The organism is Saccharibacillus qingshengii, from assembly GCF_013185195.1.
Taxonomy (GTDB): domain Bacteria; phylum Bacillota; class Bacilli; order Paenibacillales; family Paenibacillaceae; genus Saccharibacillus; species Saccharibacillus qingshengii.
The window spans coordinates 1-20,909 of record NZ_JAAZWC010000031.1; the positions used below are offsets into that span (position 1 = coordinate 1).

17 protein-coding genes and 1 pseudogene are annotated in these 20,909 nt (G+C 56.8%); 13 read left to right on the forward strand and 5 right to left on the reverse strand.

The annotated features are described in order from the left end of the window. Positions 1-678: pseudogene (locus HRQ60_RS20015) on the forward strand (hypothetical protein); the annotation flags it as partial. 108 nt (positions 679-786) lie between these two features. Here the strand turns inward: HRQ60_RS20015 and HRQ60_RS20020 are convergent. Continuing rightward, complete coding sequence (locus HRQ60_RS20020; protein WP_172199339.1) at positions 787-1,284, reverse strand: hypothetical protein; 498 nt, start codon at positions 1,282-1,284, stop codon at positions 787-789. 426 nt (positions 1,285-1,710) lie between these two features. Here HRQ60_RS20020 and HRQ60_RS20025 point away from each other — a divergent pair, with 426 nt between their 5' ends. From HRQ60_RS20025 to HRQ60_RS20055, 7 genes are all read left to right on the forward strand, one after another. Continuing rightward, positions 1,711-2,391 (forward strand): hypothetical protein, encoded by a 681-nt coding sequence (locus tag HRQ60_RS20025; RefSeq protein ID WP_172199342.1) that lies wholly within the window; start codon positions 1,711-1,713, stop codon positions 2,389-2,391. Between the two features lie 110 nt (positions 2,392-2,501). Next, positions 2,502-3,251: a 2,3-diphosphoglycerate-dependent phosphoglycerate mutase gene (gene gpmA, locus HRQ60_RS20030; RefSeq protein WP_172199345.1), complete on the forward strand. Its 750-nt coding sequence runs from the start codon at positions 2,502-2,504 to the stop codon at positions 3,249-3,251. 48 nt (positions 3,252-3,299) lie between these two features. Then, positions 3,300-3,890 (forward strand): GNAT family N-acetyltransferase, encoded by a 591-nt coding sequence (locus HRQ60_RS20035; RefSeq protein WP_172199348.1) that lies wholly within the window; start codon positions 3,300-3,302, stop codon positions 3,888-3,890. A gap of 588 nt (positions 3,891-4,478) precedes the next feature. Further along, entirely contained in the window at positions 4,479-4,838 is a 360-nt protein-coding gene (nrdI, locus tag HRQ60_RS20040) for a class Ib ribonucleoside-diphosphate reductase assembly flavoprotein NrdI (protein WP_172199351.1), read from the forward strand. Beyond that, complete coding sequence (nrdE, locus tag HRQ60_RS20045) at positions 4,825-6,909, forward strand: class 1b ribonucleoside-diphosphate reductase subunit alpha (protein WP_172199354.1); 2,085 nt, start codon at positions 4,825-4,827, stop codon at positions 6,907-6,909. Before nrdI ends, nrdE begins: the two co-directional genes overlap by 14 nt. Before the next feature lie 283 nt (positions 6,910-7,192). Continuing rightward, complete coding sequence (gene nrdF, locus HRQ60_RS20050) at positions 7,193-8,182, forward strand: class 1b ribonucleoside-diphosphate reductase subunit beta (protein WP_343044761.1); 990 nt, start codon at positions 7,193-7,195, stop codon at positions 8,180-8,182. Positions 8,183-8,331: 149 nt separating this feature from the next. After that, positions 8,332-9,288, forward strand: a complete 957-nt coding sequence (locus tag HRQ60_RS20055; RefSeq protein WP_172199360.1) for an NAD(P)-dependent alcohol dehydrogenase — start codon at positions 8,332-8,334, stop codon at positions 9,286-9,288. Between the two features lie 162 nt (positions 9,289-9,450). Here HRQ60_RS20055 and HRQ60_RS20060 read toward each other — a convergent pair whose 3' ends face one another. From HRQ60_RS20060 to HRQ60_RS20070, 3 genes are all read right to left on the reverse strand, one after another. Then, complete coding sequence (locus HRQ60_RS20060) at positions 9,451-12,855, reverse strand: S8 family serine peptidase (protein ID WP_172199363.1); 3,405 nt, start codon at positions 12,853-12,855, stop codon at positions 9,451-9,453. Between the two features lie 538 nt (positions 12,856-13,393). Next, complete coding sequence (locus HRQ60_RS20065) at positions 13,394-15,685, reverse strand: YcdB/YcdC domain-containing protein (protein WP_172199366.1); 2,292 nt, start codon at positions 15,683-15,685, stop codon at positions 13,394-13,396. 263 nt (positions 15,686-15,948) lie between these two features. Then, the gene (locus HRQ60_RS20070) at positions 15,949-16,632 is read right to left on the reverse strand and encodes a TIGR00266 family protein (RefSeq protein WP_172199369.1); all 684 of its coding nucleotides are present in this window, start codon (positions 16,630-16,632) and stop codon (positions 15,949-15,951) included. Between the two features lie 146 nt (positions 16,633-16,778). Here HRQ60_RS20070 and HRQ60_RS20075 point away from each other — a divergent pair, with 146 nt between their 5' ends. Genes HRQ60_RS20075 through HRQ60_RS20085 form a run of 3 tightly spaced genes read left to right on the forward strand, consistent with a single transcriptional unit; the run spans position 16,779 to position 18,536 of the window. Continuing rightward, positions 16,779-17,483: a peptidylprolyl isomerase gene (locus tag HRQ60_RS20075; RefSeq protein WP_172199372.1), complete on the forward strand. Its 705-nt coding sequence runs from the start codon at positions 16,779-16,781 to the stop codon at positions 17,481-17,483. Between the two features lies 1 nt (position 17,484). Further along, positions 17,485-17,751 (forward strand): YkgJ family cysteine cluster protein, encoded by a 267-nt coding sequence (locus HRQ60_RS20080; protein WP_172199375.1) that lies wholly within the window; start codon positions 17,485-17,487, stop codon positions 17,749-17,751. 38 nt (positions 17,752-17,789) lie between these two features. After that, positions 17,790-18,536 carry a hypothetical protein gene (locus HRQ60_RS20085; protein WP_172199378.1) on the forward strand — a complete coding sequence of 249 codons (747 nt, stop codon included), beginning with the start codon at positions 17,790-17,792 and terminating at the stop codon, positions 18,534-18,536. A 34-nt stretch (positions 18,537-18,570) separates the two neighbouring features. Here HRQ60_RS20085 and HRQ60_RS20090 read toward each other — a convergent pair whose 3' ends face one another. Then, positions 18,571-19,317 carry a metallophosphoesterase gene (locus tag HRQ60_RS20090; RefSeq protein ID WP_216671656.1) on the reverse strand — a complete coding sequence of 249 codons (747 nt, stop codon included), beginning with the start codon at positions 19,315-19,317 and terminating at the stop codon, positions 18,571-18,573. Positions 19,318-19,485: 168 nt separating this feature from the next. Between HRQ60_RS20090 and HRQ60_RS20095 the strand changes: the two genes are divergently transcribed. Together HRQ60_RS20095 and HRQ60_RS20100 are read left to right on the forward strand one after the other, a co-directional pair. Continuing rightward, positions 19,486-20,412, forward strand: coding sequence for a substrate-binding domain-containing protein (locus HRQ60_RS20095; RefSeq protein WP_172199381.1), 927 nt, complete (start codon positions 19,486-19,488; stop codon positions 20,410-20,412). 154 nt (positions 20,413-20,566) lie between these two features. Beyond that, entirely contained in the window at positions 20,567-20,713 is a 147-nt protein-coding gene (locus HRQ60_RS20100; RefSeq protein WP_172199384.1) for a hypothetical protein, read from the forward strand. Positions 20,714-20,909 lie beyond the last annotated feature (196 nt).

Genomic DNA, 20,909 nt, shown 5'->3' on the forward strand with positions numbered 1-20,909 from the left:
CAAATGTCTAGGCTGGAAGTCTACACACGAATCGTTTCAGGACGAAGTGTTGCACTTGGATTGACAATCCGTCATATCGAAAACGCAGACGGGGAAGTTTTGGACGGCAATAACAATTCCCCTTTCAATGGCTCTCCGATCTTCGATCAATGGAGCGGCAGGTCGCGCTGGTTCTATACGCTGCATGATTCTGTTTATAACAGCAGTTCCCTTCGCTTCGTCTTGGACAGCTATGTCATCGCGGAGAAGAGCAAGGCTGCCGTGACTTTCGACCCGGCCGAAATTTCGCCGGAAAATCCGGCTTTATTCAACGATTCCGCTGATCGTTTCCGTTTTACCGGATTTGCGGTCGAACCCAATCCGAATAGCGGGCCAACGGGTTCTGAGGCGGGTGTCCTTACCCTGAGCGGGTCCTTCAATAATCCCGGATTCATAGACGATACGTGGATCGCCGTGGATGAAAACGGACACGAATATCCGTTATCATTCAGAGGCGCGGTCAACATAGACATTCGCGGCACGAAACTCGACGGCGATCAGCAGTTTATTGCCGAAGGTATGAAGGTCATGCCGAAGAAGCTCACTGTTAAGCGCACCGTCGTGCATCATCTATACCGAGATGCGGATTGGTCGTTTCCAATCCCGCAGGGCGGAAGTCCGGGCGTTATCGCAGAATAGTCGAAGGAACGCCGCATTCAAATTCTTGTTCCATCTTTGCCAAGTTAACCTAAAAAGGCGACACGGCCCAATGCCGTGTCGCCTTTTTCGTCGCAGCCTTCTATCCGTTTACTCTTCCGCTTCCAGCTCTTTCCGGCGTGTCTCCTGAATCTCCACGTAATCCTGCATGGCGCGCAGGCTGTCCACCGGTGTGAACCAGCCCTGCTCGCCTTCGTTGAAGCGTACGCCGTACAGCCCCGAACGACCGATCTCTTCCAGCCAATCGATCATCGCGTCCACTTTCATCTTGGCAATCAGCACGTTGCCGCCCGGGGTGATCAGATTATTGTTGCGGCCGAATACCTGCGCGTGCATCGGATCCGTAAACAGGAATGCCCATCCGTGTCCGTCCATATTGCCGAAGAAAGGCTCCGGCTGCTGGGGATCGTCGGTCGGCTTCATCAGAATCAGCCAGCTGTCCAGCTTGAACGCTTCCGTCCAGATCAGCGTCTGCCCTTCCGCAAACTGCATTTCTCTCGCCTGTTCGACCGTTACGTCGAAATGCGCGGCCAGATCCGCAGCCTCGCGCACCTGCTGCTGTCGTTGTGGGTCCTGCTCTTGGGTCATCGTCAAACGCTCCTCTCGATTGTCGCCCGGTGCATCCCGCCTGATCGGGGGTACCGGGCATTCGCATAATGAACACTCTTATCCATTGTACCCAATCGGAAGGCGAATGCGAAACCCGAAGCCGCCGATTCGTCTAAACCGGACAGGCAGCAGGATGTTGGCCGTTAGGTTGCTTCTATTATAGAAGCAGGCGGAATGGAGAATCGTACCCCAACAAATCCGCAGCCGCGGTCCGCTTTTCTTATTCTTCCGGGGCGGCAAGTTTGCATCCGGCTCGCTTTTTGGGTAACAATACGAAGGAAGACTTTTCGCGAAGCTCCCAAACTTCGCAGACGCGGCCGCACTCTCGCCTTTTTTTGCGGCGGCCGGCCGCCGTGTAACTTTTGAGAGACTTCGGCGTATAACCATTTGGAGGTGTTTGACTGAATGAATAAAATGAAATCTTTATCCTATCTGGCCCTGACTCTGATGCTGACGGGCGTATTGGCCGCATGCGGCAGCGACGAAGCGAATTCGCCGGCACCCGCCTCGCAATCGGAATCGGATGCGACTACGCTGCCTCCGGAAGAGACCAAGACCAAGGAAGACAACGCGAACCATCCGACCAACGAGACGGATATCGATCTCGACGAAGATGCACCGGCCGCCGGCACGACGGACAACGGCGACACACCGGAGAGCAAGGATTCCCAAAAACTGCCGGACGCCAAGGATTCGAGTATCACGATCGATGAAGGCGCGACGACGCAGGGCAATACGACGGAAACTCCTGTTCCAAGCGACGATGACAAAGACAAAGATAGCTCCGCAGCCGCAACGACCCCTTCCAAAGACAGCAGTGCAGAGACCAAGCCTGCCGAGACCAAACCGGCCGATACCGCTGCAGCCGCGCAAACGGCGGCAGGTGAATATGTCGGTCTGGCAGACGGCCATACCGCTGAGATTGAAGTCAAAGGCGAAGCGGTAGCGTACCAGCTGTCCGAAGAAGCGCAGGCGCAGATCGGCAAGATTCCTGCGGATGCCAAAGTCACGTTCACGTATACGGAAGAACAGTTTGATGCCGAGACCAAAATTCTGACGATTACCGACATCAAAGCCGCCGAGTAATCGGTTCAACCGCTCCTTTCCGTTTCGGCTCCGGCCTGGCGGAAAGGAGTTTTTCTTTTTGTAATTCATCCACGAGACCTGTTAAGTTTTTGCCAAAAGGAGATGCTTCTATGTATCGGGTAGTCATGATCAGACACGGTCAAAGCGAGTGGAACAAACGCAATCTGTTTACCGGCTGGACGGACGTCGACCTGACGGAGCAGGGCATCGAAGAAGCCAAAGACGCCGGACGCATCCTGCGCGAATCGGCTTATACGTTCGATGCCGCTTACGCCTCCGTCCTGCAGCGCTCGATCAAAACCCTGCATTATGCGCTGGACGAGCTTGGACTGCTGTGGATTCCGGAAGAGAAATCGTGGAAGCTGAACGAACGGCATTACGGGGCCCTGCAGGGTCTCAGCAAACCGGAAACGACCGAAAAATACGGCGAAGACCAGGTTCACCTCTGGCGCCGCAGTCTGACGGTCCGTCCCCCGCTGCTGGAAGCCGGCGACAAACGGCTGCCGGGCAGCGATCCGCGGTATGCCCACCTGCCCCCAGGCGAACTGCCGGCCGGCGAAAGTCTGCAGGACACGATCCGGCGCGTCGGCGAGTTCTGGGAAGAGGAAGTCGCGCCGCGCGTGCGGGAAGGCCAGCATCTGCTGATCGCCGCGCACGGCAACACGATCCGGGCCCTGATCAAGTTTATGGAAGACCTCGAAGAGCATGAACTGCTCGATCTCAATATTCCGACCGGAGTACCGCTTGTCTACGAACTCGACGACGACGTGAAACCGATCCGGCGGTTTTATCTCGGGCATCCCGACCATGTGGAAAAGAAAAAACGCCAGGCGGCCGATCCGGATCACGATCCCGATTGAGAAGCGGGCCGCTTCCTGGCTGTCTTTATTCCGAAAGGGGCAGACGAAATGACCTATTCTTCCTTATTTGAGATCTATCCGGCCGAAGCAAAAGATGCGGAAGCCGTCTCCCGGCTCATGTATGAAGCGATCGGCGATATCGCGCATACTCTCGCGGGCACCACGGATCTGCCGGAGACCCTGGAGACGCTCGCGGAACTGTTTCGTTCGCCGGGCTGCCGCTTAAGCCGCGAGAACGCGCTCGTCTGCAAAGACGAATACGGCCGGTTGGCCGGATTCGCGCTGAGCTATGCCGGTGCCGACGCGGAGGCGCTGGACGCGCCGCTGCTTCGGCGCCTGCGGGAGCGGGGGCTTCCTACGGCGGGACTGCTGCCGGAAGCCCGGCCGGGCGAATACTATCTGGATTCGCTGGCGGTGGACGGGGCTTACCGCGGGGCCGGACTCGGGACCCGCTTGATCGAAGCGTTCGAGCGCCGGGCGTCGGAGCTGGGCGAGCGGCAGGCGATGCTGCTCGTCGACCGCGCGAACGTTAAAGCCCGGGCGCTCTATGAGCGCCTGGGCTACCGCGAAGACGGCCCCATCGAGCTGAGCGGACATCTGTACGACCGGATGATCAAGCCGGTCGGGTCGGAAGGCTAATAGAACGAAGCAGGCTTTCCCGCTTCGCTTTACCGGGAAAGCCTACCTTCCGTCTCTTCTTCCTTGACCCGATGCTTCGCTTTCGAGCGGACATCGGGTTTTTGCGTACGGCGCCGGCCCGGCGGATATCCCCATGATCCCCGTTATCCACAGTTTGCTTTTTGGAGATATCCCCGCCATCCACAGATTTTCCTTCCATAGAAACGCTTCGATCTGCAGACGCCTCTTCATCCTTTTCCCGCATATCTAACTTTTTTTCACTTAGGAATTCCGAATTTCCGAACGCCTCTTTGCACTTCTTCACCTTTTTTGCTTTGGGGCCTGTCTTGCGTTCCGCACCGCTGCGCCATTCTCCAGAAACTCCCTCTGCTTTCGTGCCCGTCAATCCCCGTATAGGCATTCTTAGGCTGCAAAACCGCCTTTTTCCCTTCGATTGCTCGCTTTTTCGCGTCCGCAGACAATTTCAACGGTTTTATTTTCTAAAATTTGTGCTTTGACAAACCCCATATCTGGTTATAAAATGAGTAACACTGACCCGGTTAAAACTAGATATAGATTTAAGCGGGCAATCGAGGAGCGTGAAAGCACATGGTGATCGCTTACGATTCCAAGACTGGAAACGTACGGAGATTTATTGATAAATTGGAACTTCCTTCAGTTCAGATCGACGAGACGATGAAGCTGGACGAGCCTTTCATCCTCGTTACCTATACGACGGGCTTCGGTCAGGTACCGGACAAAGTCAATCTTTTCCTTCAGCAGAACGCACAGCAGCTGCGCGGCGTATCCGCCAGCGGCAACCGCAACTGGGGACACAGCTTCGCCAAGAGCGCGGATACCATTTCCCAGACTTACGGTGTGCCTGTCCTCTGCAAATTCGAACTGTCCGGAACAAAAAAAGATATTTTACATTTCAAAGAGGAGTTGAACAGCCTTGCGGCATATTGAACTGAACAACCAACTGATGCTGAGAAACGCCGACGGATTTTTCCGACTGGAGAAAGACAAGGAAGCCGTAGCCGTATTCATGGAGGAAGTCGCCCAGCGCAGCCTGACTTTCCCCGACTTCGCTTCCCAGGTCGATTATATGATCGAAAACGACTACTACGAGAACGTGTACGAAAACTACACGCGCGAAGAAGTCGTGTCGGTGTTCGAGACGTCACATAACGTTCCGTTCGAATTCGCTTCGTATATGGCCGCTTCCAAGTTCTACACGGATTACGCAATGAGAAGCAACGACAAGTCGACTTACCTGGAAACCTACGCCGACCGCGCCGCGATCGTGTCCCTGCATCTGGGTGCCGGCAATGTCGACAACGCCAAGTCGCTCGTAACGGCGATCATGGAGCAGCGCGTACAGCCGGCGACCCCGACGTTCCTGAACGCGGGCAAAAGCCGCCGCGGCGAACTGGTCTCCTGCTTCCTGCTCGAAATGGACGACGCGCTCAACTCGATCAACTACGTGCTCTCGACCTGCATGCAGCTGTCGAAGATCGGCGGCGGCGTAGCCGTCAACTTGTCGAAACTGCGCGGGCGCGGCGAGCCGATCAAAGGCGTCGAAGGCGCAGCCAAAGGTGTGATGCCGGTCCTGAAATTGATGGAAGACGCGTTCTCCTACGCCGACCAAATGGGTCAGCGCAAAGGTTCCGGCGCCGCTTACTACAACATTTTCGGCTGGGACGTGCTTGAATTCCTGGACAGCAAAAAAATCAACGCCGACGAGAAATCGCGCCTCAAAACGCTGTCGATCGGCCTCATCATCCCGAACCGTTTCTACAAGCTTGCGGAAGACAATCAGCCGCTCGTGGTGTTCGGTCCTTACTCCGTCTACAAAGAGTACGGCAAACATCTGGACGATCTCGAGATCGACGAGATGTACGACGAACTGCTCGCGAACGACAACATCAAGAAAAAGACCGTGATGAGCGCCCGCGACATGCTGGTGAAGATCGCCATGATCCAGCTCGAATCCGGCTACCCTTATATCATGAACAAGAGCAACGCCAACAACAATCACGCGCTCAAAGATCTGGGCATGGTCAAAATGTCCAATCTGTGCACGGAAATCTACCAGCTGCAGGAAACGTCGACAATCGGCGATTACGGCCAAGCGAACGATATCCGCCGCGATATCAGCTGCAACCTGGCTTCCCTGAATATCGCAAACGTCATGGGCCTCGGCAAAATCCGCGAGTCCGTGCACGAAGCGATGATTGGCCTCACCGCCGTCAGCGACATGACCGAAGTGCAGAACGCTCCGGGCGTAGCCAAAGCGAACCGCGAGATGCATTCCGTCGGTCTTGGCGCAATGAACTTGCACGGCTACCTGGCCAAGAACAAAATCGCGTATGAAAGCGACGAAGCGATCGACTTCGTGCGTACGTTCTTCATGATGATGAACTACTATTCGATCGAGAAAAGTATGGAAATCGCCCGCGATCGCAATGTCACGTTCGCAGGTTTCGAGAAATCCGAGTATGCCAAAGGTACATACTTCGACAAGTACGTACAGACCGACTACAGCCCGCGTACCGACCGGATCAAGTCGCTGTTCGAAGGCATGCACATCCCGACGACGGCGGATTGGAACCATCTGCGTACGCTCGTTCAAGCCAACGGCCTGTACCACGCTTACCGTCTGGCGATCGCGCCGACGCAAAGTATCTCGTACATCCAGAACTCCACGTCGAGCGTTATGCCGATCGTCGATGCGATCGAGACGCGCACGTATGCCAACTCGACGACGTATTTCCCGATGCCTTTCCTGGCTCAGGAAAACTTCTTCTACTACAAATCGGCTTACCAGATGAACCAGTTCAAGGTCATCGATCTGATCTCCGAGATCCAGGAGCATATCGATCAGGGCATCTCGGCCATCCTGCACGTCAACAGCAACGTAACGACGCGCGACCTGGCCCGTTATTACCTGTATGCCGCTCGCAAAGGACTCAAAGCCCTGTACTACACGCGGACGAACCACCTCAGCGTGGAAGAATGTATCAGCTGCGCCATCTAAGTCGTACTTGACCACGAATAGGGCAGGAACGAATACACTCACCTGTTTTTAAAAAGCTTGAACGATAATGTGACACTGCGGGGCGCCTTTTCCACGATCCGGACATTCCGGTCTCGAGCAAAACGCCCCGCTTTACTTTTGCTTGGTTTACGCCGATAATAAGAATTCTGTGCAGCCGTCCCGGATTGCCCGCAATCCGGTTCATCTGTGCTCATGAATATCCAACATTGCCCACAATTAACTTAATTTATATAACCCACACCGAAAGGGATGACTAGACATGATCAAAGCCGTCAACTGGAACCGTCCCGCAGACGACTTCACCCTGATGTTCTGGAATCAAAATATTATGCAGTTCTGGACCGACGACGAGATCCCGCTGTCCGACGACAAAATGTCCTGGATCACGCTCACCGAAGACGAGCAGGAAGCGTACATGCAGGTCCTCGGCGGCCTCACGCTGCTCGATACCGTGCAGGGCGGAGTCGGCATGCCGCAGATCATGGAGCATGTCGAAGACCTCCAGCGCAAAGCGGTACTCGCGTTCATGGGCATGATGGAGCAGATCCACGCCAAATCCTACAGCAGCATCTTCACGACGCTTGCCTCCACCGAAGAGATCGACAAGGTGTTCCGCTGGGTCGAAGAAAATCCGCTGCTGCAAAAGAAAGCCGAAATCATCTCCAAGTATTATCAGAACATCCAGACGCCAAAAGATCTTTATCTGGCGATGGGCGCTTCGGTTATGCTGGAAAGCTACCTGTTCTACAGCGGCTTCTTCTACCCTCTCTATCTGGCCGGACAAGGCAAAATGACGAGCAGCGGCGAAGTGATCGACCTGATTCTGCGCGACGAGAGCATTCACGGCCTTTACGTCGGCGTGCTGGCCCAGGAAGTGCTGCGCGATCTCCCGGCATCGGAAGCCGAAGCGGCGACGAAGGAACTGTACGAGCTGCTGCACACGCTCCAGGTTAACGAAGAGCTGTATACGGAGCAGCTGTACACGAAGATCGGCCTCAAAGACGAAGTCGACAAGTTCGTACGCTACAACGCCAACAAAGCGATGATGAACCTGGGCCTGGAGCCGCAGTTCGAAGAAGACGAGGAAAGTATCAACCCGATCGTCATGAACGGCCTCAAGACGCAGACCAAACAGCACGATTTCTTCTCCAAAAAAGGCAACGGCTACGTACGCACGGTTCACGTGGAACCGCTGCGCGACGAAGACTTCCTGTTCGATACGCTGGAAACGCCGGTACCGAGCGTCCTGTAAGTCCACATACAGTTTCATAAGGAACATTCGGAGGCCTCGGCCGCGAAAGAACTGCAGGATTTGGGTTCTATCGCGGACGGGGCTTCTTTTGGGTGTCGAATAGGGTAATAGCACAAGTGACCCAAGCGAAAAGAAAGCAGGCGATTCAAATGAAAGCGGCAGTGATACGAAAATACGGAGGACCGGACGTCTTCCGGATCGAAGAGGTCAAAGAACCCCAGCCGCGTGCCGGAGAGATCAAAGTACGCGTACGGGCCACGTCCATCAATCCGATCGACTTCAAAGTACGCAAAGGCTATTTGTTTTTCCTGTCCGGATTTCGTTTCCCCAAGATTCTGAATTCCGATTTCGCGGGTATTGTGGAAGAATGCGGCGCCGGCGTCGACGAATTCGTTCCCGGCGATGAAGTATACGGCTTTACCAACGGTGCTTCGCAGGGCGGCGGACTGGCGGAAGCGCTCTGCTGCAAAGCTTCCGTCGCTTCCCGCAAACCCCTTTCGCTGAATTTCGACGACGCGGCAGCCGTTCCGCTGGCCGCCTCGACGGCTTATCAGGCGCTTGTGCCGATCGGCAAGCTGACGTCGGGCATGCGGGTGCTGGTGATCGGCGCAACCGGCGGCGTCGGCCATTATGCGGTTCAGATGGCCGCAATCCTCGGTGCCCATGTCACGGGCGTCTGCCGGTCTTCCGGCGAAGCCGCGGCAAGAGCGCTGGGCTGCGAAGACGTGATCGCTTACGACCGGGACGATTTTCACAAAAGCGGAAAAACGTTCGACGTCATCTTCGACGCCGCGGGCAAATACGGATTCCGGGACTGCCGCGTCTTATTGAACGAACAAGGAACCTACGTGACGACGGTACCCGGTCCTTCCTCGATGGTCGGACGTGTCCTCTCCGGTTCGACAGGGCGCAAAGCACGCTTCATTATCGCAAACTCCAACGACGCGGACCTGAGCCTTCTGCGGCAGTGGTGCGACGAAGGGCTGATGCAGCCGCTGATCGAAGCCGTGTTTCCGCTTGAAGAAACAAGCGCCGCCTACGAACTGGCCGAATCCGGCCGCACCCGGGGCAAGGTTGTCATTCGTACCCATTCTTCCCGCAGCTAAAAGAGTTCCACGGCCTGCCCTGCCCCATGTCTGTTCAAACCTGACCGGCCTCCGCCCAGCGGAAGCCGGTTTTATCGGGTTTCCTCTATGATCCACAACTATCCACAAAAAAAACGCCTTTACGGGAAATCCCGTAAAGGCGCCGGAGTCAAACATACACGCTTACTGCTTCGGCAGCAGAGTCACCGGTACGATAAACGTTTCATTGATCTTGGAATTCTTCTTGTAGGAAGCGGTCACTTCCAGATTGACGACCGTTGGTGTCGACGGCAGGGCGCGGAGAGCGCCTTTGCTGTTGATGAGGTTCGGATGATCGCTTCCGGTCACCTGGAACTTCACTTCATTCGTCGATTTCAGCTCCAGTACATTCGGTCCGATCCGGGTCGTGTTGACGACTGCAGCCGCTTTGTCAAAAGCTGCAATCGCTTCGTCGACCAGCAGTTCTTTGCGATCGGCAATACGGTAGCTGGAATAAGCCAGGTACTGGATTTCGTCAACGACGGCGCCGGAAGAATCCAGCTGCGCAGCCAGCAGTTCGAGCTGGTAGGTTCCCGGCTCAAGCTTGCCGATCTTCATCGTTTTCTCGTCCAGATAATAATCGTCGATATCTTCAAAGACGTAGCGGCCCGGTTCCAGCATCTTCAGGCTGCCGTTCTCGTCTTCGTCGACAATTTGTCCCACCAGTCCGATATACTCATCGTCGATGCCGTAAACGGCGATCTGGATATAGTTCACATCATCGGCCGAGAGGGTGAAGGAGACATCGGTCGCATCGCGGTTTCCGTCTCCGTCAGGAGTAATGATACGTTCCGACAGCTCGATATCCTGAAGTCCGAAGCCCGTTGCCGGCTTCTCATCGCCGATATGGACGGCGAACGGCAGATGCAGATCCGGTCCTGCCGAAGATTTCAGCAGCACTTCGCCTTCATACACGCCTTTGGCCGCATCGGACGAAGGATCGATCGCCAGACCGAATTCGGCCGGAGTGCCCGCCGAAGCGCTGACCGATCCGCCGGACAGTCCCGTCAATTTCGCCGAAATCTTGCTTGTATCCGGCGTAGCGATCGGGTTGGTCGGATCGGAAGTCACGTTGTCATGCCACACTACGCTCGCCGTATAGGAGACCGGCGCGCCCGTTACGCTCTTCAACTGCAGGTCACGGCTTACTTCGCCGCTGTCCGCGCTCAGAACACCGAACGAGGTGGAAGAAGCGTAGTTGGTCACCGGCACTTCGACCAGATCGGTATTCAGCACGCGGATTTCTTCAACCGCCTGCAGCAGGGCAGGCGTATCGAGCGCATCCGCTACATAAGCGCGGCCCGCACCCTGCGAATAGACATCGTAAGGAGTGCCCGCATCGTCCGCAATCGTATCGGCCGTATTGGCCAGTGCCGCCCGTACATCAAACGGCGTCCAATCCGGATATTTCTGTTTCAGCAGCACAGCCAGACCGGCGATATGCGGAGCCGCCATGCTGGTACCGCTGGAACGCGCATACGCTTCATCATAGCTGATTCCGTCATCGAACTTGCCGTATTCCGGGTAAGTCGACAGCAGATTGACGCCCGGCGCCACCACGTCCGGTTTGATGCTCAGGTTCTCGTCCCCATTCGGGCCGCGCGAACTGAACGACGCCATCTTGTCGCCTTCCACAACCGTCTTCGGATATTCGTCGCCGAACGAAATTTCAAATTCCGGCGATCCCGATTCGACCAGCTGTCTCGCAAGCTTGCGTCCTTCGACGCCGCTCATGTCGAAGTAAGGGACGTAATCGAAGCTGTCGCCCAGGAAGGCTACCGAACCGACCGGCGCATCACGGCCCGGAAGCGACTCGGACAAGTCGGCCAGATTCGGATTGCCTGGAACCGTGTTGCCGTTGAAGATAACGACGGCTTTGGCTCCGTGCGCCGCAGCGCCGCGAACTTTGGCATCGAAGGTCAGATTGCCGCGGGAGACCACGACGACCTTACCCGCTACTTCGACTCCGTCCGCAGCCAGCTTGTCGTAATCCGCATCCGTACCGAGATTCGCATATACGGCTTCGTTTGGCTCCGTGCCGAGCAGCGAAGCGAAATCTTCCTGGCCGGTTTTCCAGGCCAGAACATCCGTCTGATAGGGACCGTATTCGCCATAGACGGCCTGCGTCACCGTATCGGCCGCGTCGCTTGCGGCCGGTGCTGCCGCGGTTTCTTCCGCTGCCGGAGCCGCTGCCGCTTCGCCTTCCGCCGCTTGCGCAGCCGGCTCTTCGCTTGGCGCCGGTGCTTCGGCCGTGGTTTCTTCCGCCGCTTTCGGCGCCGCTTCCGCTGCCGCAGGAGCGGCCGGAGCCGTTTCGACAGCCGCCGAGAACGTAGCCGCATAATGATTGCTTTCGCTTGTTACGGCGCCGACCGAGATGGCCAGCTGCGACGATGCCGGAGAGCCCATCGAATAATAGTAAGGACCTTCGTCCGCCGCATTGCCGCTTGCAATAACAGCCGTAACGCCGGACAATACCGCATTATTGATCGCTACCGCATCCGGCGAATTGGGATCTTTGTTCGAGTCCGATCCCAGCGACAGATTGATGACGTCCATGCCGTCTTTGACCGCATGTTCGATGCCGTCGATGACCTGCGCGGAAGAACCCGAAGCGCGGCCGGTCTCGAGGTTGCGGCCGAGTACCTTGTACACATACAGATCGGCATCGTAGGCCACGCCTTTTTGAACCAGTTCCGATGTCGGATTCGTGCCGCGTCCCACGATGGTGCCGGAGACGTGCGTACCGTGGCTGGTCCCTTCATAAGTCGTTCCGTCGATGACGATCGGCGGTTCTTCGTAAGGATCGTTGTCCTGCTCGAACGAATCGTAGCCGCCTTTGTAAGCGTCTTTGAGATCCGGGTGCAGATAGTCGACGCCGGTATCGATGACGCCGACTTTCAAGCCTTTTCCGGTAAATCCTTCGCTCCAGGCTTCATCCACGCCCATCTGCTTCAGCGGCTGGATCTCGAAGTTGTCGCCGGCGGACGCTTCTTTTTCATCGACCGGAATTTCGAGATACGTCTGGTTTTCGTCGATCGAGACGACATTCGGAATCGAAGCCAGCGCGGTCAGGTCTTTCGACGATACCGTTACTTCAAGACCGTTCAGCACGGTATTGTACTGGTAGTTGACCTGCAGATCGATGCCAAGAGCCGCAGCCCGGGCAATAAAATCGGTCTGTTCGCTGTCGACCAGCTGCTCCGCCGAAGCGGCCGAGAAACTTCGAAGCCCCGCCTGGCCGGCTGTCGATTCGGCAGCGGCAACCGGCTCGCGGCTGAGCTGCACGATAGCGCGCACTTTATGTAGGGATCGGGTATCCAGTTTCGGCGAGATAATGGAAGCGGGATCGCGGGTCTGAACGGCAAACGCGCTCATCGTATCCTGGGCCGCTCCGCCAATCGAATCTTTGGACAGGTTGTACGGAACCAGTTCGTTCGGCGATTTCTGCGACTGTGCGGATGCCGCGGTCGGAAGCGCCGTTCCCAAGACCAGAGCCAGGCTCAGTGACACGCCCGACCATTTACGGAACAAATGCTGTTCTTTTTTCAATGCAACTTCCCCTCTCTAATTGTTAAAATGTGAACGTCCAAGCTTACACCGCAGCACACTTGCTGTCAGCTATGTTTACAGATCAACGAAAATCGACTCCAGAAACCGTCCTCCCTTCGCATGGTGTCAAAAAGCTTGCCACCTATGTTAGCATCGGCACAAAGAGTTGACCACCTGTAAATTTTTCGAAAAAGGTGTTTCAACACTTACCCTAAGCGGATTTTGTCGAATACACTTTGCCGATTCTTTTCCCTTTTCTTCTTACCTGACATGTAAAGCAAGCAAAAGTCTCATTCATCCCTTTAATATGCAAAAGCCTTTCGCTTTCTCTGCATCTTTTGGTTGCTTCACCCCACTTGCTTATAAGTCCAAAGACTTAATTTTTCGACAAAAGGCTGTGTGGGTCTGTTGGAAGGTACAGCAGCCGGGTTTATTTCTTCGTTTGCGCGATCCTGCGGACCGCAAAAAAGCCCCGCACCAAAGGCGCAGGGCTTTCCCATTCTTATTTCCAATCATTTGGCTGTCCGAAAATCGGCGTTTACCAGGAATTCCAGTTCATGAACGTATCCGTTTTGCCCTGAAGTTCGGTGAGCTTGAGCAGCACGACCGCCGCATCCGCTTTGGTAACCGGCCGGTCCGGCAGGAAGCTTCCGTTTACGGCAGGCAGCAGACCCAGTTTGATGGCGATTGCCGCATCCCCCTTGTGTTCGATAGCCGCAGCATCCGCGATTCCCGGCAGCTCCACAGTCGAGTTATAGAAGGAAGCCAGTTTATCGTAATTCAATACGCCCATCAGCAGATGGGCCAGTTCGTCGCGGGTCAGTCCGGCTTCGGGTTTGAAGTCGGATGTCCGGTCGGGCGTCAGCCAACCCTGACTGATCAAGAAACCGATCGCGGCCCGGTACGGACTGTCTTCATTCGTATCCCGGAACAGGTCGCCTCCGTAATCTCCGTTATACATCGGATAATCCGGCTGCGCAGCTCGCGCCAGCATATCGGCCCACTCGCCGCGGGTCAGAGGGGTATCCGGATTCACGCGTCCTTCTGCGTCGGGAACCAGAACGCCGTGCTCGACCATCTTCTCCAGAGCCGCCTGGTTGGCGTGACCCGCAAAATCGGAAGCTTCGGGAGAATCCGGCTGCGCAGCATTGGCGCCGTACAGCGATTTCCATGTTCCGTCTGCCGCATCGAGGATCGTCGAGATGCCGAAATCTGCACCCGATGCCGATACCGGCAGATAGGTCAGGATCATCTTGGCGTCCGGCTGCTGGCCGGCATTGTCGGAAGGCCGATCGAAACGGCTGTACGCCAGGCGGAGTTCGGTCGCTTCCAGGAACTTGGCCGTTGCCTCGGCGGCAGTCAGCTTGGCCGAAGCGGCCGGCGGGAATGCTCCCACTTTCGAAGCCGAAGGCTCGCTGACATAAAACTCGCTGAGGCCGCCTTTTTTGTCGACCGTAACGATCGCCGTATCTCCAACAACGGGAAGCCCCGCTTCATAACGCTGGAACCCGTAAGCCAGCGTCCAGCTGCTGCTGCTTGGCACCGACACCAGCCGCCACTGCGCCGCATTCGGCAGCAGTTTGGCCGCCCAATCGACCGCATGGGACTTGTCCGCCGCCGTCGGCTGCACATTTCCGCCGGACGTATTCGGTTCATAGCGGTAGTAATTGTACAGCTGCCCCGTATCGGCGTTCAATTGGGCGTTTACATTGCCCGTCTCGCCCTGAACTGTCCGGTTCAGATCCAATACCCATACCTTTGTGTCTTTCTGCGGATAATCCTGCGTATAGGTCTGCTGACCGCTCAGTTTGTAGCCGTCCGGAATCAAGCCGAGCCGGGTCAGACGGTTCTGTGCGGCTTCTTCCGTCTTGAGCGGATTCATGGCCGCAGCCGACAGATTGGAAGACTTGATCGCTTCGCCTTCCCGGGCTACCGTATTGGCGTAAGGCAGACCGGTCGCCGTATCCAGCTGCTTGCCGGACGCGGCATCAATCGGAGCTGCCGATTCGTCGTACGGCATATAACCGAGATAATAGCGCGAACCGATACCGCCCCATCCGTTCTCGGGAATGTAAGCCAGTTTCAAGCCGAAGTCCGCTTCATAGGCGCGGCGCGCTTCGGCAGCCGAGAGAGTCGGAACCGCGGACGGATAAGGCAGGCGGTTGATGCTGCGCGTATAGTTGACGATTTCCCCGCCGCCCGACAAGGCTACGAAGACGGTCTCGCTCTGGGAAGGAACGCCGTTTACCTTGAGCCGGAACGAGAACGTGTGATTCGAACTGCCGAACAGCGGCGTGACCGAACCGCTGCCTTCATAAGCCGGCACGCCCGCTTCGACGGCAAAATCCGAGGCCGACTTGCCGGGCATCGCTTTGAGCACAAAAGCCAATGCACGCTCGGAGGCTTCTTCGCGCTTCAACTTCGCATCGCCTGCTCCCGAAGCCGGCAGATAGGCATCGACCAGCACTCCGCTGACCGCGTCGACCGATACCGAAGCGGAGGCATTTTCTTGGCCCGTAAACTCGTATGTAAGTCTCCAGGTCTTGTTCGCATCCGCTTCACTCGCATAATACGCGCTGTAATCGGCCGCTGCGAGGCGGGCCGGCGTGAGTTCCGGAAACAGTTTCTGCACCGCAGCCGCCGCGGCTGCGGACGACACTTTGGCGCCTTCCGGAATCGCTTTGGTCAGCGTTGCGCTCGAGAAGCTTTCCGCTCCTCCCGTCTCCGCCGCCGATACGATTCCGCCCGCAGGCGCACACAGCAGGGCCGCCGCCAATACGGCTGCCGTCGCTGCGCGCGGAGAAGCAAACTCCCATTTGCCTGTCTTCATGTTCTTATCCCCTCTCTTGGGTACATGCTGGATTTCTTCTTTTTGCCGTCGGACCTTCCGCCAAGCTTCAAACCGCGTTTTTCGCTCTCATTTTATCATCGGCACCGTCTGCAGAAGTTACGTTTCGGCTACGGAAAAATGACAATTCAACCGCTTACAAAAAAGAAAGAAACAGGAAGGCTTGCTAGGCGGATCCGCCCAAGCCAAAAAGCCCGCCTTGCGGCGGACTTCGCGGGTCAAACTCTTTCCCCTAAGGCCAGGTCTCAGCCCCGCCCTCCCGGTATGTACGGTCTGATCCATGCGCCGAACGATTTGGGACTGCGGGTCTGGATCAGGACGACGCCTTCGCCGCGGAACCGGCAGACCAGTCCTTCGCCGCTCGTAAAGCTCGATACCCAGCCTTTGGACGCTTTCTCGATGTCATACTGCATATAATCCGGCCAAGCCACAAGGTGTCCGTTGTCGACGACGACTTCCTGGCCCGCCTGCAGATTGATCGCGTGGATGCCTCCGTACGAAGACAGGAAGACCGTCCCGCGTCCGCTGATCTCCACGATGAAGAACCCTTCGCCGGACATCAACCCTTTGCCGAGATTCTGCATTTTCGTATTGACTTCGATCCCGGCCGTGCCGGCCAGAAATCCGTCTTTTTGCACAAGCAGCTTGTACGATCCGTCCAGCTCTACGGCTTCGATGCCGCCCGGACTGGAAGGTGCCAATGTCGCTTCGCCGTAACGGCCGACCGACAGCAGCTCCTGGAAGAAGAACGACTCCCCGCTGAGCATCCGGCCCAGACCGCGCATAAGACCGCCGTCGGTCGTGCCCCGCAGTTCGATATTCGGCGACATCGATACCATGGCTCCCGCTTCGGCTTTGATACTCTCTCCGCTTTCGAGCTGAACTTGCAGCAGCGGGAAAGCGCCTTGATACAAAATTTGATACTCCATACCTGTTAGCCCCCTCTCTCCTTCATCTTAAAGAGATTTCACCTGCGGCGCAATGGAGTTCGTACACGGCTGTGCTATAATCAAATGCAGCAATACGCAAGGCGGTACAAGATCGCCGCTATTATTCTTTCAAGGGGGCAACATCCATGTACAGAAACAAGAGAGTCGGGCTCCGGTTCACGCTGACCGCGCTCCTGATGCTGACACTGCTCGTACTCGCCGCGTGCGGCACCAAGGCACCTCAGGCATCCGCTCCGGCCGGGACCGAAACTCCGGGCAAGGAAGCCGGTACACCCGCTTCGACGGAACCGGCTCCGGGCAGCGAGGGCAAACCGGTCGTCACGATCGAAATGGACAACGGAGGCATCATCAAGCTCGAGTTGTATCCGGAGATCGCGCCGAATACGGTCAACAACTTTATTTCGCTGGTCAAATCGGGCTTCTATGACGGAGTCGCTTTCCACCGGATCGTGCCCGGCTTCGTTATTCAGGGCGGCGACCCCGAAGGTACGGGCGGAGGCGGTCCCGGTTATGCGATCAAAGGCGAGTTTACGTCGAACGGCTTCGACAATACGCTGCTGCACACCGAAGGCGTGCTGTCGATGGCGCGGACGGAAGAACCGGACTCCGCAGGTTCGCAGTTCTTCATCATGCTGGCCGACCAGCCAAGTCTCGATGAACAATATGCGGCGTTCGGCAAAGTGATCGAAGGCATGGACGTCGTGCAAGCGATCGCCGCACTGCCGGTCGACGGAAAAGACAAACCGACTTCGGCCGAAGGCGCCACGATGAAGACCGTAACGGTCGATACGCTGGGCAAAGAATATCCGGAACCGGAGAAGATCCAATAAGATGACAGCCGAGTTCGAATGCCGTCCGGACTGCGGCGCCTGCTGCACGGCCGTCTCGATCACCTCGCCGATTCCGGGCATGCCCGGCGGCAAGCCGGCCGGCGTACCGTGCGTGCAGCTGGACGAACGCAGACGCTGCCGACTGTTCGGCCGCCCCGAACGTCCGGACGTATGCGGCGGACTTCCGCCTTCGCCCGAGATGTGCGGTTCGTCCGCAGAGGAAGCTTTCGCTTATCTCGAATGGCTGGAGCGCGAGACAACGCCTTGAGCGAAACGGGGCATTACCGCCCCGGAAAGGAAGAAGATATGCCGATACATTCATCCCCCGATGCGCCGCGCCGCCCGATGCGCCGCTTGGCGGCGTTGATTCTGCCGATCGCGCTGTGCCTGCCGCTTGCCGCCTGCGCCCAGGGCGTAGTCGATGTAACCATCAACTGCGACGGCACCGCCGATATCCGGATGGACGCAACCATCGACGAATCGGCGCTCGATACAATCGGGCAGAGCGATCTGCCCGATCAGATTGCGGAGAGCCTGCGCAAGCAGGGACTCGAAGCCGAAGCCATCCATCAAGACGGACAGGCGGGTCTGAGCGCTTCGCACAAAGTCGAGCTCGACGGCGGAACCCTGCCCGAGATGCCGGAAGGCATCACCGTACAAAACAACAAGGAAACCGGATGGTTTACAACCACCCACAATCTTGTGGTCGTCGCCGATCCGCCTGAATTGATTCCCCGCGAAAGCTCGTCGCTGGCCGGCCGGATCGGTTCCAGCCTGCTGAGCAGACTCGTCGATAATGAATTCGATTTCGACTTCAAGCTGACGCTGCCGCTCAAGCCAGGTGCCAACAACGCGGACGAGATTTCAGGCAACGGCCGTACGCTGACTTGGAATCTGGACGTAACCCGCGAGAATCGGATCGAACTCAGCTTCACGGTTCCGAATATCCGCCGGATCGTCTATGCGGCTTCCGCCGTACTGCTGATCGTAATCGCGGCGGTCATCACGCTTCTGCTGCGCCGCAAACGCCGCAAAAAAGCGGCTTCCGCCTAAAAGCACGCAAAGAAAAGGCTGACGGAATCTTCCGTCAGCCTTTTCTCCATGTGCGGCGCGTCACTTCTGCGCTTGCACAGTTGTACAGCGCATAGTCGCCTCCGGTCAGATCCACCAGCGCCAGGGCGCGCGATTCCCGGATCGCATAGGTCTGCGAGCCGAGATCGCAGTTCAGCCGCGCTCCGTCGAAACAGATAAACTCGCAGGGCGTATGTCCGTGCACAACCGGACGACCGCCTGTGGCCCGCAGAATCGTATCGCACGGGTACGCATAGAATTCTTTTTCCGACATCCAGAGAATATCCCGGCTCTGTTCGTGCAGCGGCCGATCCGGCGCAAATCCGGCATGCGTATATACATATTCCTCGTCTTCAGCCACCATGGGCAGCGTCAGCAGCCAGTTCAGATTCTCCCGACTCTCCGCTTCGTCCTCGAAGGTGCGTTCGAAGCTCGCCAGCGCTTCCGCTCCGCCGTGGATCAGCCACATGTCGGTTTTGTCGGCGCGGTACCATTTGAGCATCTCTTCGTGGTTGCCGGTCAGCACCGTCACCCGCTCCGGATGCATCCGATGCAGCGTGCGCAAATAACGGACGACCAGCGCGCTGTCCGGCCCGCGGTCGATCAGATCGCCGCCTACCGTCAGCCGGTCGCTAAAAGCGTCATAGTCCATTTCCCGCAGCAGCTCGATCAGTCCGCGGTACTCGCCGTGGATATCCGTAACAAACAGCTTGCGCCCTTTTTCCACCCGATCCGCCCCTTCCGCTTCGGCTTGAATTCGCATTCGATCAAAGCTCTGTTTCTATTGTAGCCTCCGACCGCAGCAGCGTCCAAACCGTTTGGGGAATTGACACCTTTTTCAGGATGGTCTATCATTTTCATCAAAACCCGGTAAGCGCTACCATTCCTAGAGACACGCTGCTTGATTCATCTTGAGAAAGGAAACGATCCCATGAATCTTCCTCAAAAAAAGAACGCTCAATCCACTTCCCGGGAATCCGTTCTCCCGGACGATTCCATACCGACAAGGCGCCGGATTTCGCTGGCTATCGCTTTCCCCGAGCTGCCCCGGGAATTCTGGAGCCAGGTGGAGAAAGGCATCGATGCCGCTATCTTGCAGTACCGCGACTTGGGTCTTACGGTCCGCTCCGTCCGCTCCAAAGATTACGATCTCACCGACCAGAAACAAAAAATGCTGGAACTGGTCGATTCGGGAGAGTATGACGCGATCGCGATTTCTCCGAACGATCCGCAGGAAATGACCGACGTGATCGACTATGCGGTCAGCCGCAATCTGACGGTAAGCACGTTCAACAGCGATTCCCCGCTCAGCTCCCGTCTGTTCTATATCGGATGCGATTATCGCGTAGCCGGCCGTCTGGCCGCGGACACCCTGTGCCGATTCGTAGGCCGCAAAGGCCGCGTCGGCCTGATCATGTCGTATACCAACCTGCAAATGCAGCAGAAAGTAACGGGATTTCGCGAAGTCATCGGCAGCTATCCGGATGTCGAACTGCGTGCCCCGTTGAAGCTCGGTCCGGAAGAAGACACGCCGTTCGAGACCTTTGCCGAATATTTCGAAGGGCTGGACGGCCTCTATGTGGCGAGCGCCAAACTCCATCTGATCGCTTCCCACCTCGAAGCGGCAGGATTGGCCGGACGCCTCGCCCTGATCGGCCACGATATGAACGAAGACATTCACGAAGGCCTGAAGCGCGACGCGATCACGGCCACGATCTGCCAGGACCCGTTCAGCCAGGGCTACCTCATCGTCAAGTCGCTGTTCGAGTATCTTTCCTCGAGAAAACAGCCCGGTCCCGATGAGAAAAGAATCAAGCTGGAACTGGTGACCAAAGAGAATGCGCGGTATTATGTGTGAGTTTAGAGGGGGCTGCGGCGGAGGTGCCTCCTAAAACTTTAGTGCGTTCCGGCAGAAAAGAGAAGGAAATCATAGCTTTAGCCGCGAACCTCCTTTAGAATAGAAAAAAATTGAACTAATTTTATGCCGTCATCTTCAGGAAAAGGAGGAACCCATGCCGAACCGCAACAAAAACAAGTGGCTGATCGCGCTTGCCGCCGCTCTGCTGCTGCTGAACGTCTGGTCGTGGAGCCACGATGCCGCGTCGCTGGCCGTTAACAGCACTCCGTCGCATTCTTCGATTCTGACGTTTCTCGACTGACCTTCCGCCGCACGCCGCCCGGATGATTCACCCGACTGCCTACATCGCAGCTTCTCCTTCGCCTACATAATCCTGGACGCTTCGACTCCGGGCCTTTCCTACCCGAATACCTTATTCACACCCGCCCCCGGATGGCACTTGGGCTGCCTATCCCGCCGCGGGTATTTTCGGCATGCCAAAAGAGGCGGACAAAATC

Excerpts from the sequence above, each read along its gene's own strand:
- HRQ60_RS20065 (WP_172199366.1), bottom strand. The coding sequence starts at position 15,685 with ATGAAGACAGGCAAATGGGAGTTTGCTTCTCCGCGCGCAGCGACGGCA.
- HRQ60_RS20100 (WP_172199384.1), top strand. The coding sequence starts at position 20,567 with ATGCCGAACCGCAACAAAAACAAGTGGCTGATCGCGCTTGCCGCCGCT.
- nrdI (WP_172199351.1), top strand. The coding sequence starts at position 4,479 with ATGGTGATCGCTTACGATTCCAAGACTGGAAACGTACGGAGATTTATT.
- HRQ60_RS20070 (WP_172199369.1), bottom strand. The coding sequence starts at position 16,632 with ATGGAGTATCAAATTTTGTATCAAGGCGCTTTCCCGCTGCTGCAAGTT.
- gpmA (WP_172199345.1), top strand. The coding sequence starts at position 2,502 with ATGTATCGGGTAGTCATGATCAGACACGGTCAAAGCGAGTGGAACAAA.
- HRQ60_RS20080 (WP_172199375.1), top strand. The coding sequence starts at position 17,485 with ATGACAGCCGAGTTCGAATGCCGTCCGGACTGCGGCGCCTGCTGCACG.
- HRQ60_RS20055 (WP_172199360.1), top strand. The coding sequence starts at position 8,332 with ATGAAAGCGGCAGTGATACGAAAATACGGAGGACCGGACGTCTTCCGG.
- HRQ60_RS20095 (WP_172199381.1), top strand. The coding sequence starts at position 19,486 with ATGAATCTTCCTCAAAAAAAGAACGCTCAATCCACTTCCCGGGAATCC.
- HRQ60_RS20075 (WP_172199372.1), top strand. The coding sequence starts at position 16,779 with ATGTACAGAAACAAGAGAGTCGGGCTCCGGTTCACGCTGACCGCGCTC.
- HRQ60_RS20035 (WP_172199348.1), top strand. The coding sequence starts at position 3,300 with ATGACCTATTCTTCCTTATTTGAGATCTATCCGGCCGAAGCAAAAGAT.
- HRQ60_RS20090 (WP_216671656.1), bottom strand. The coding sequence starts at position 19,317 with ATGCGAATTCAAGCCGAAGCGGAAGGGGCGGATCGGGTGGAAAAAGGG.
- HRQ60_RS20020 (WP_172199339.1), bottom strand. The coding sequence starts at position 1,284 with ATGACCCAAGAGCAGGACCCACAACGACAGCAGCAGGTGCGCGAGGCT.
- HRQ60_RS20025 (WP_172199342.1), top strand. The coding sequence starts at position 1,711 with ATGAATAAAATGAAATCTTTATCCTATCTGGCCCTGACTCTGATGCTG.
- HRQ60_RS20085 (WP_172199378.1), top strand. The coding sequence starts at position 17,790 with ATGCCGATACATTCATCCCCCGATGCGCCGCGCCGCCCGATGCGCCGC.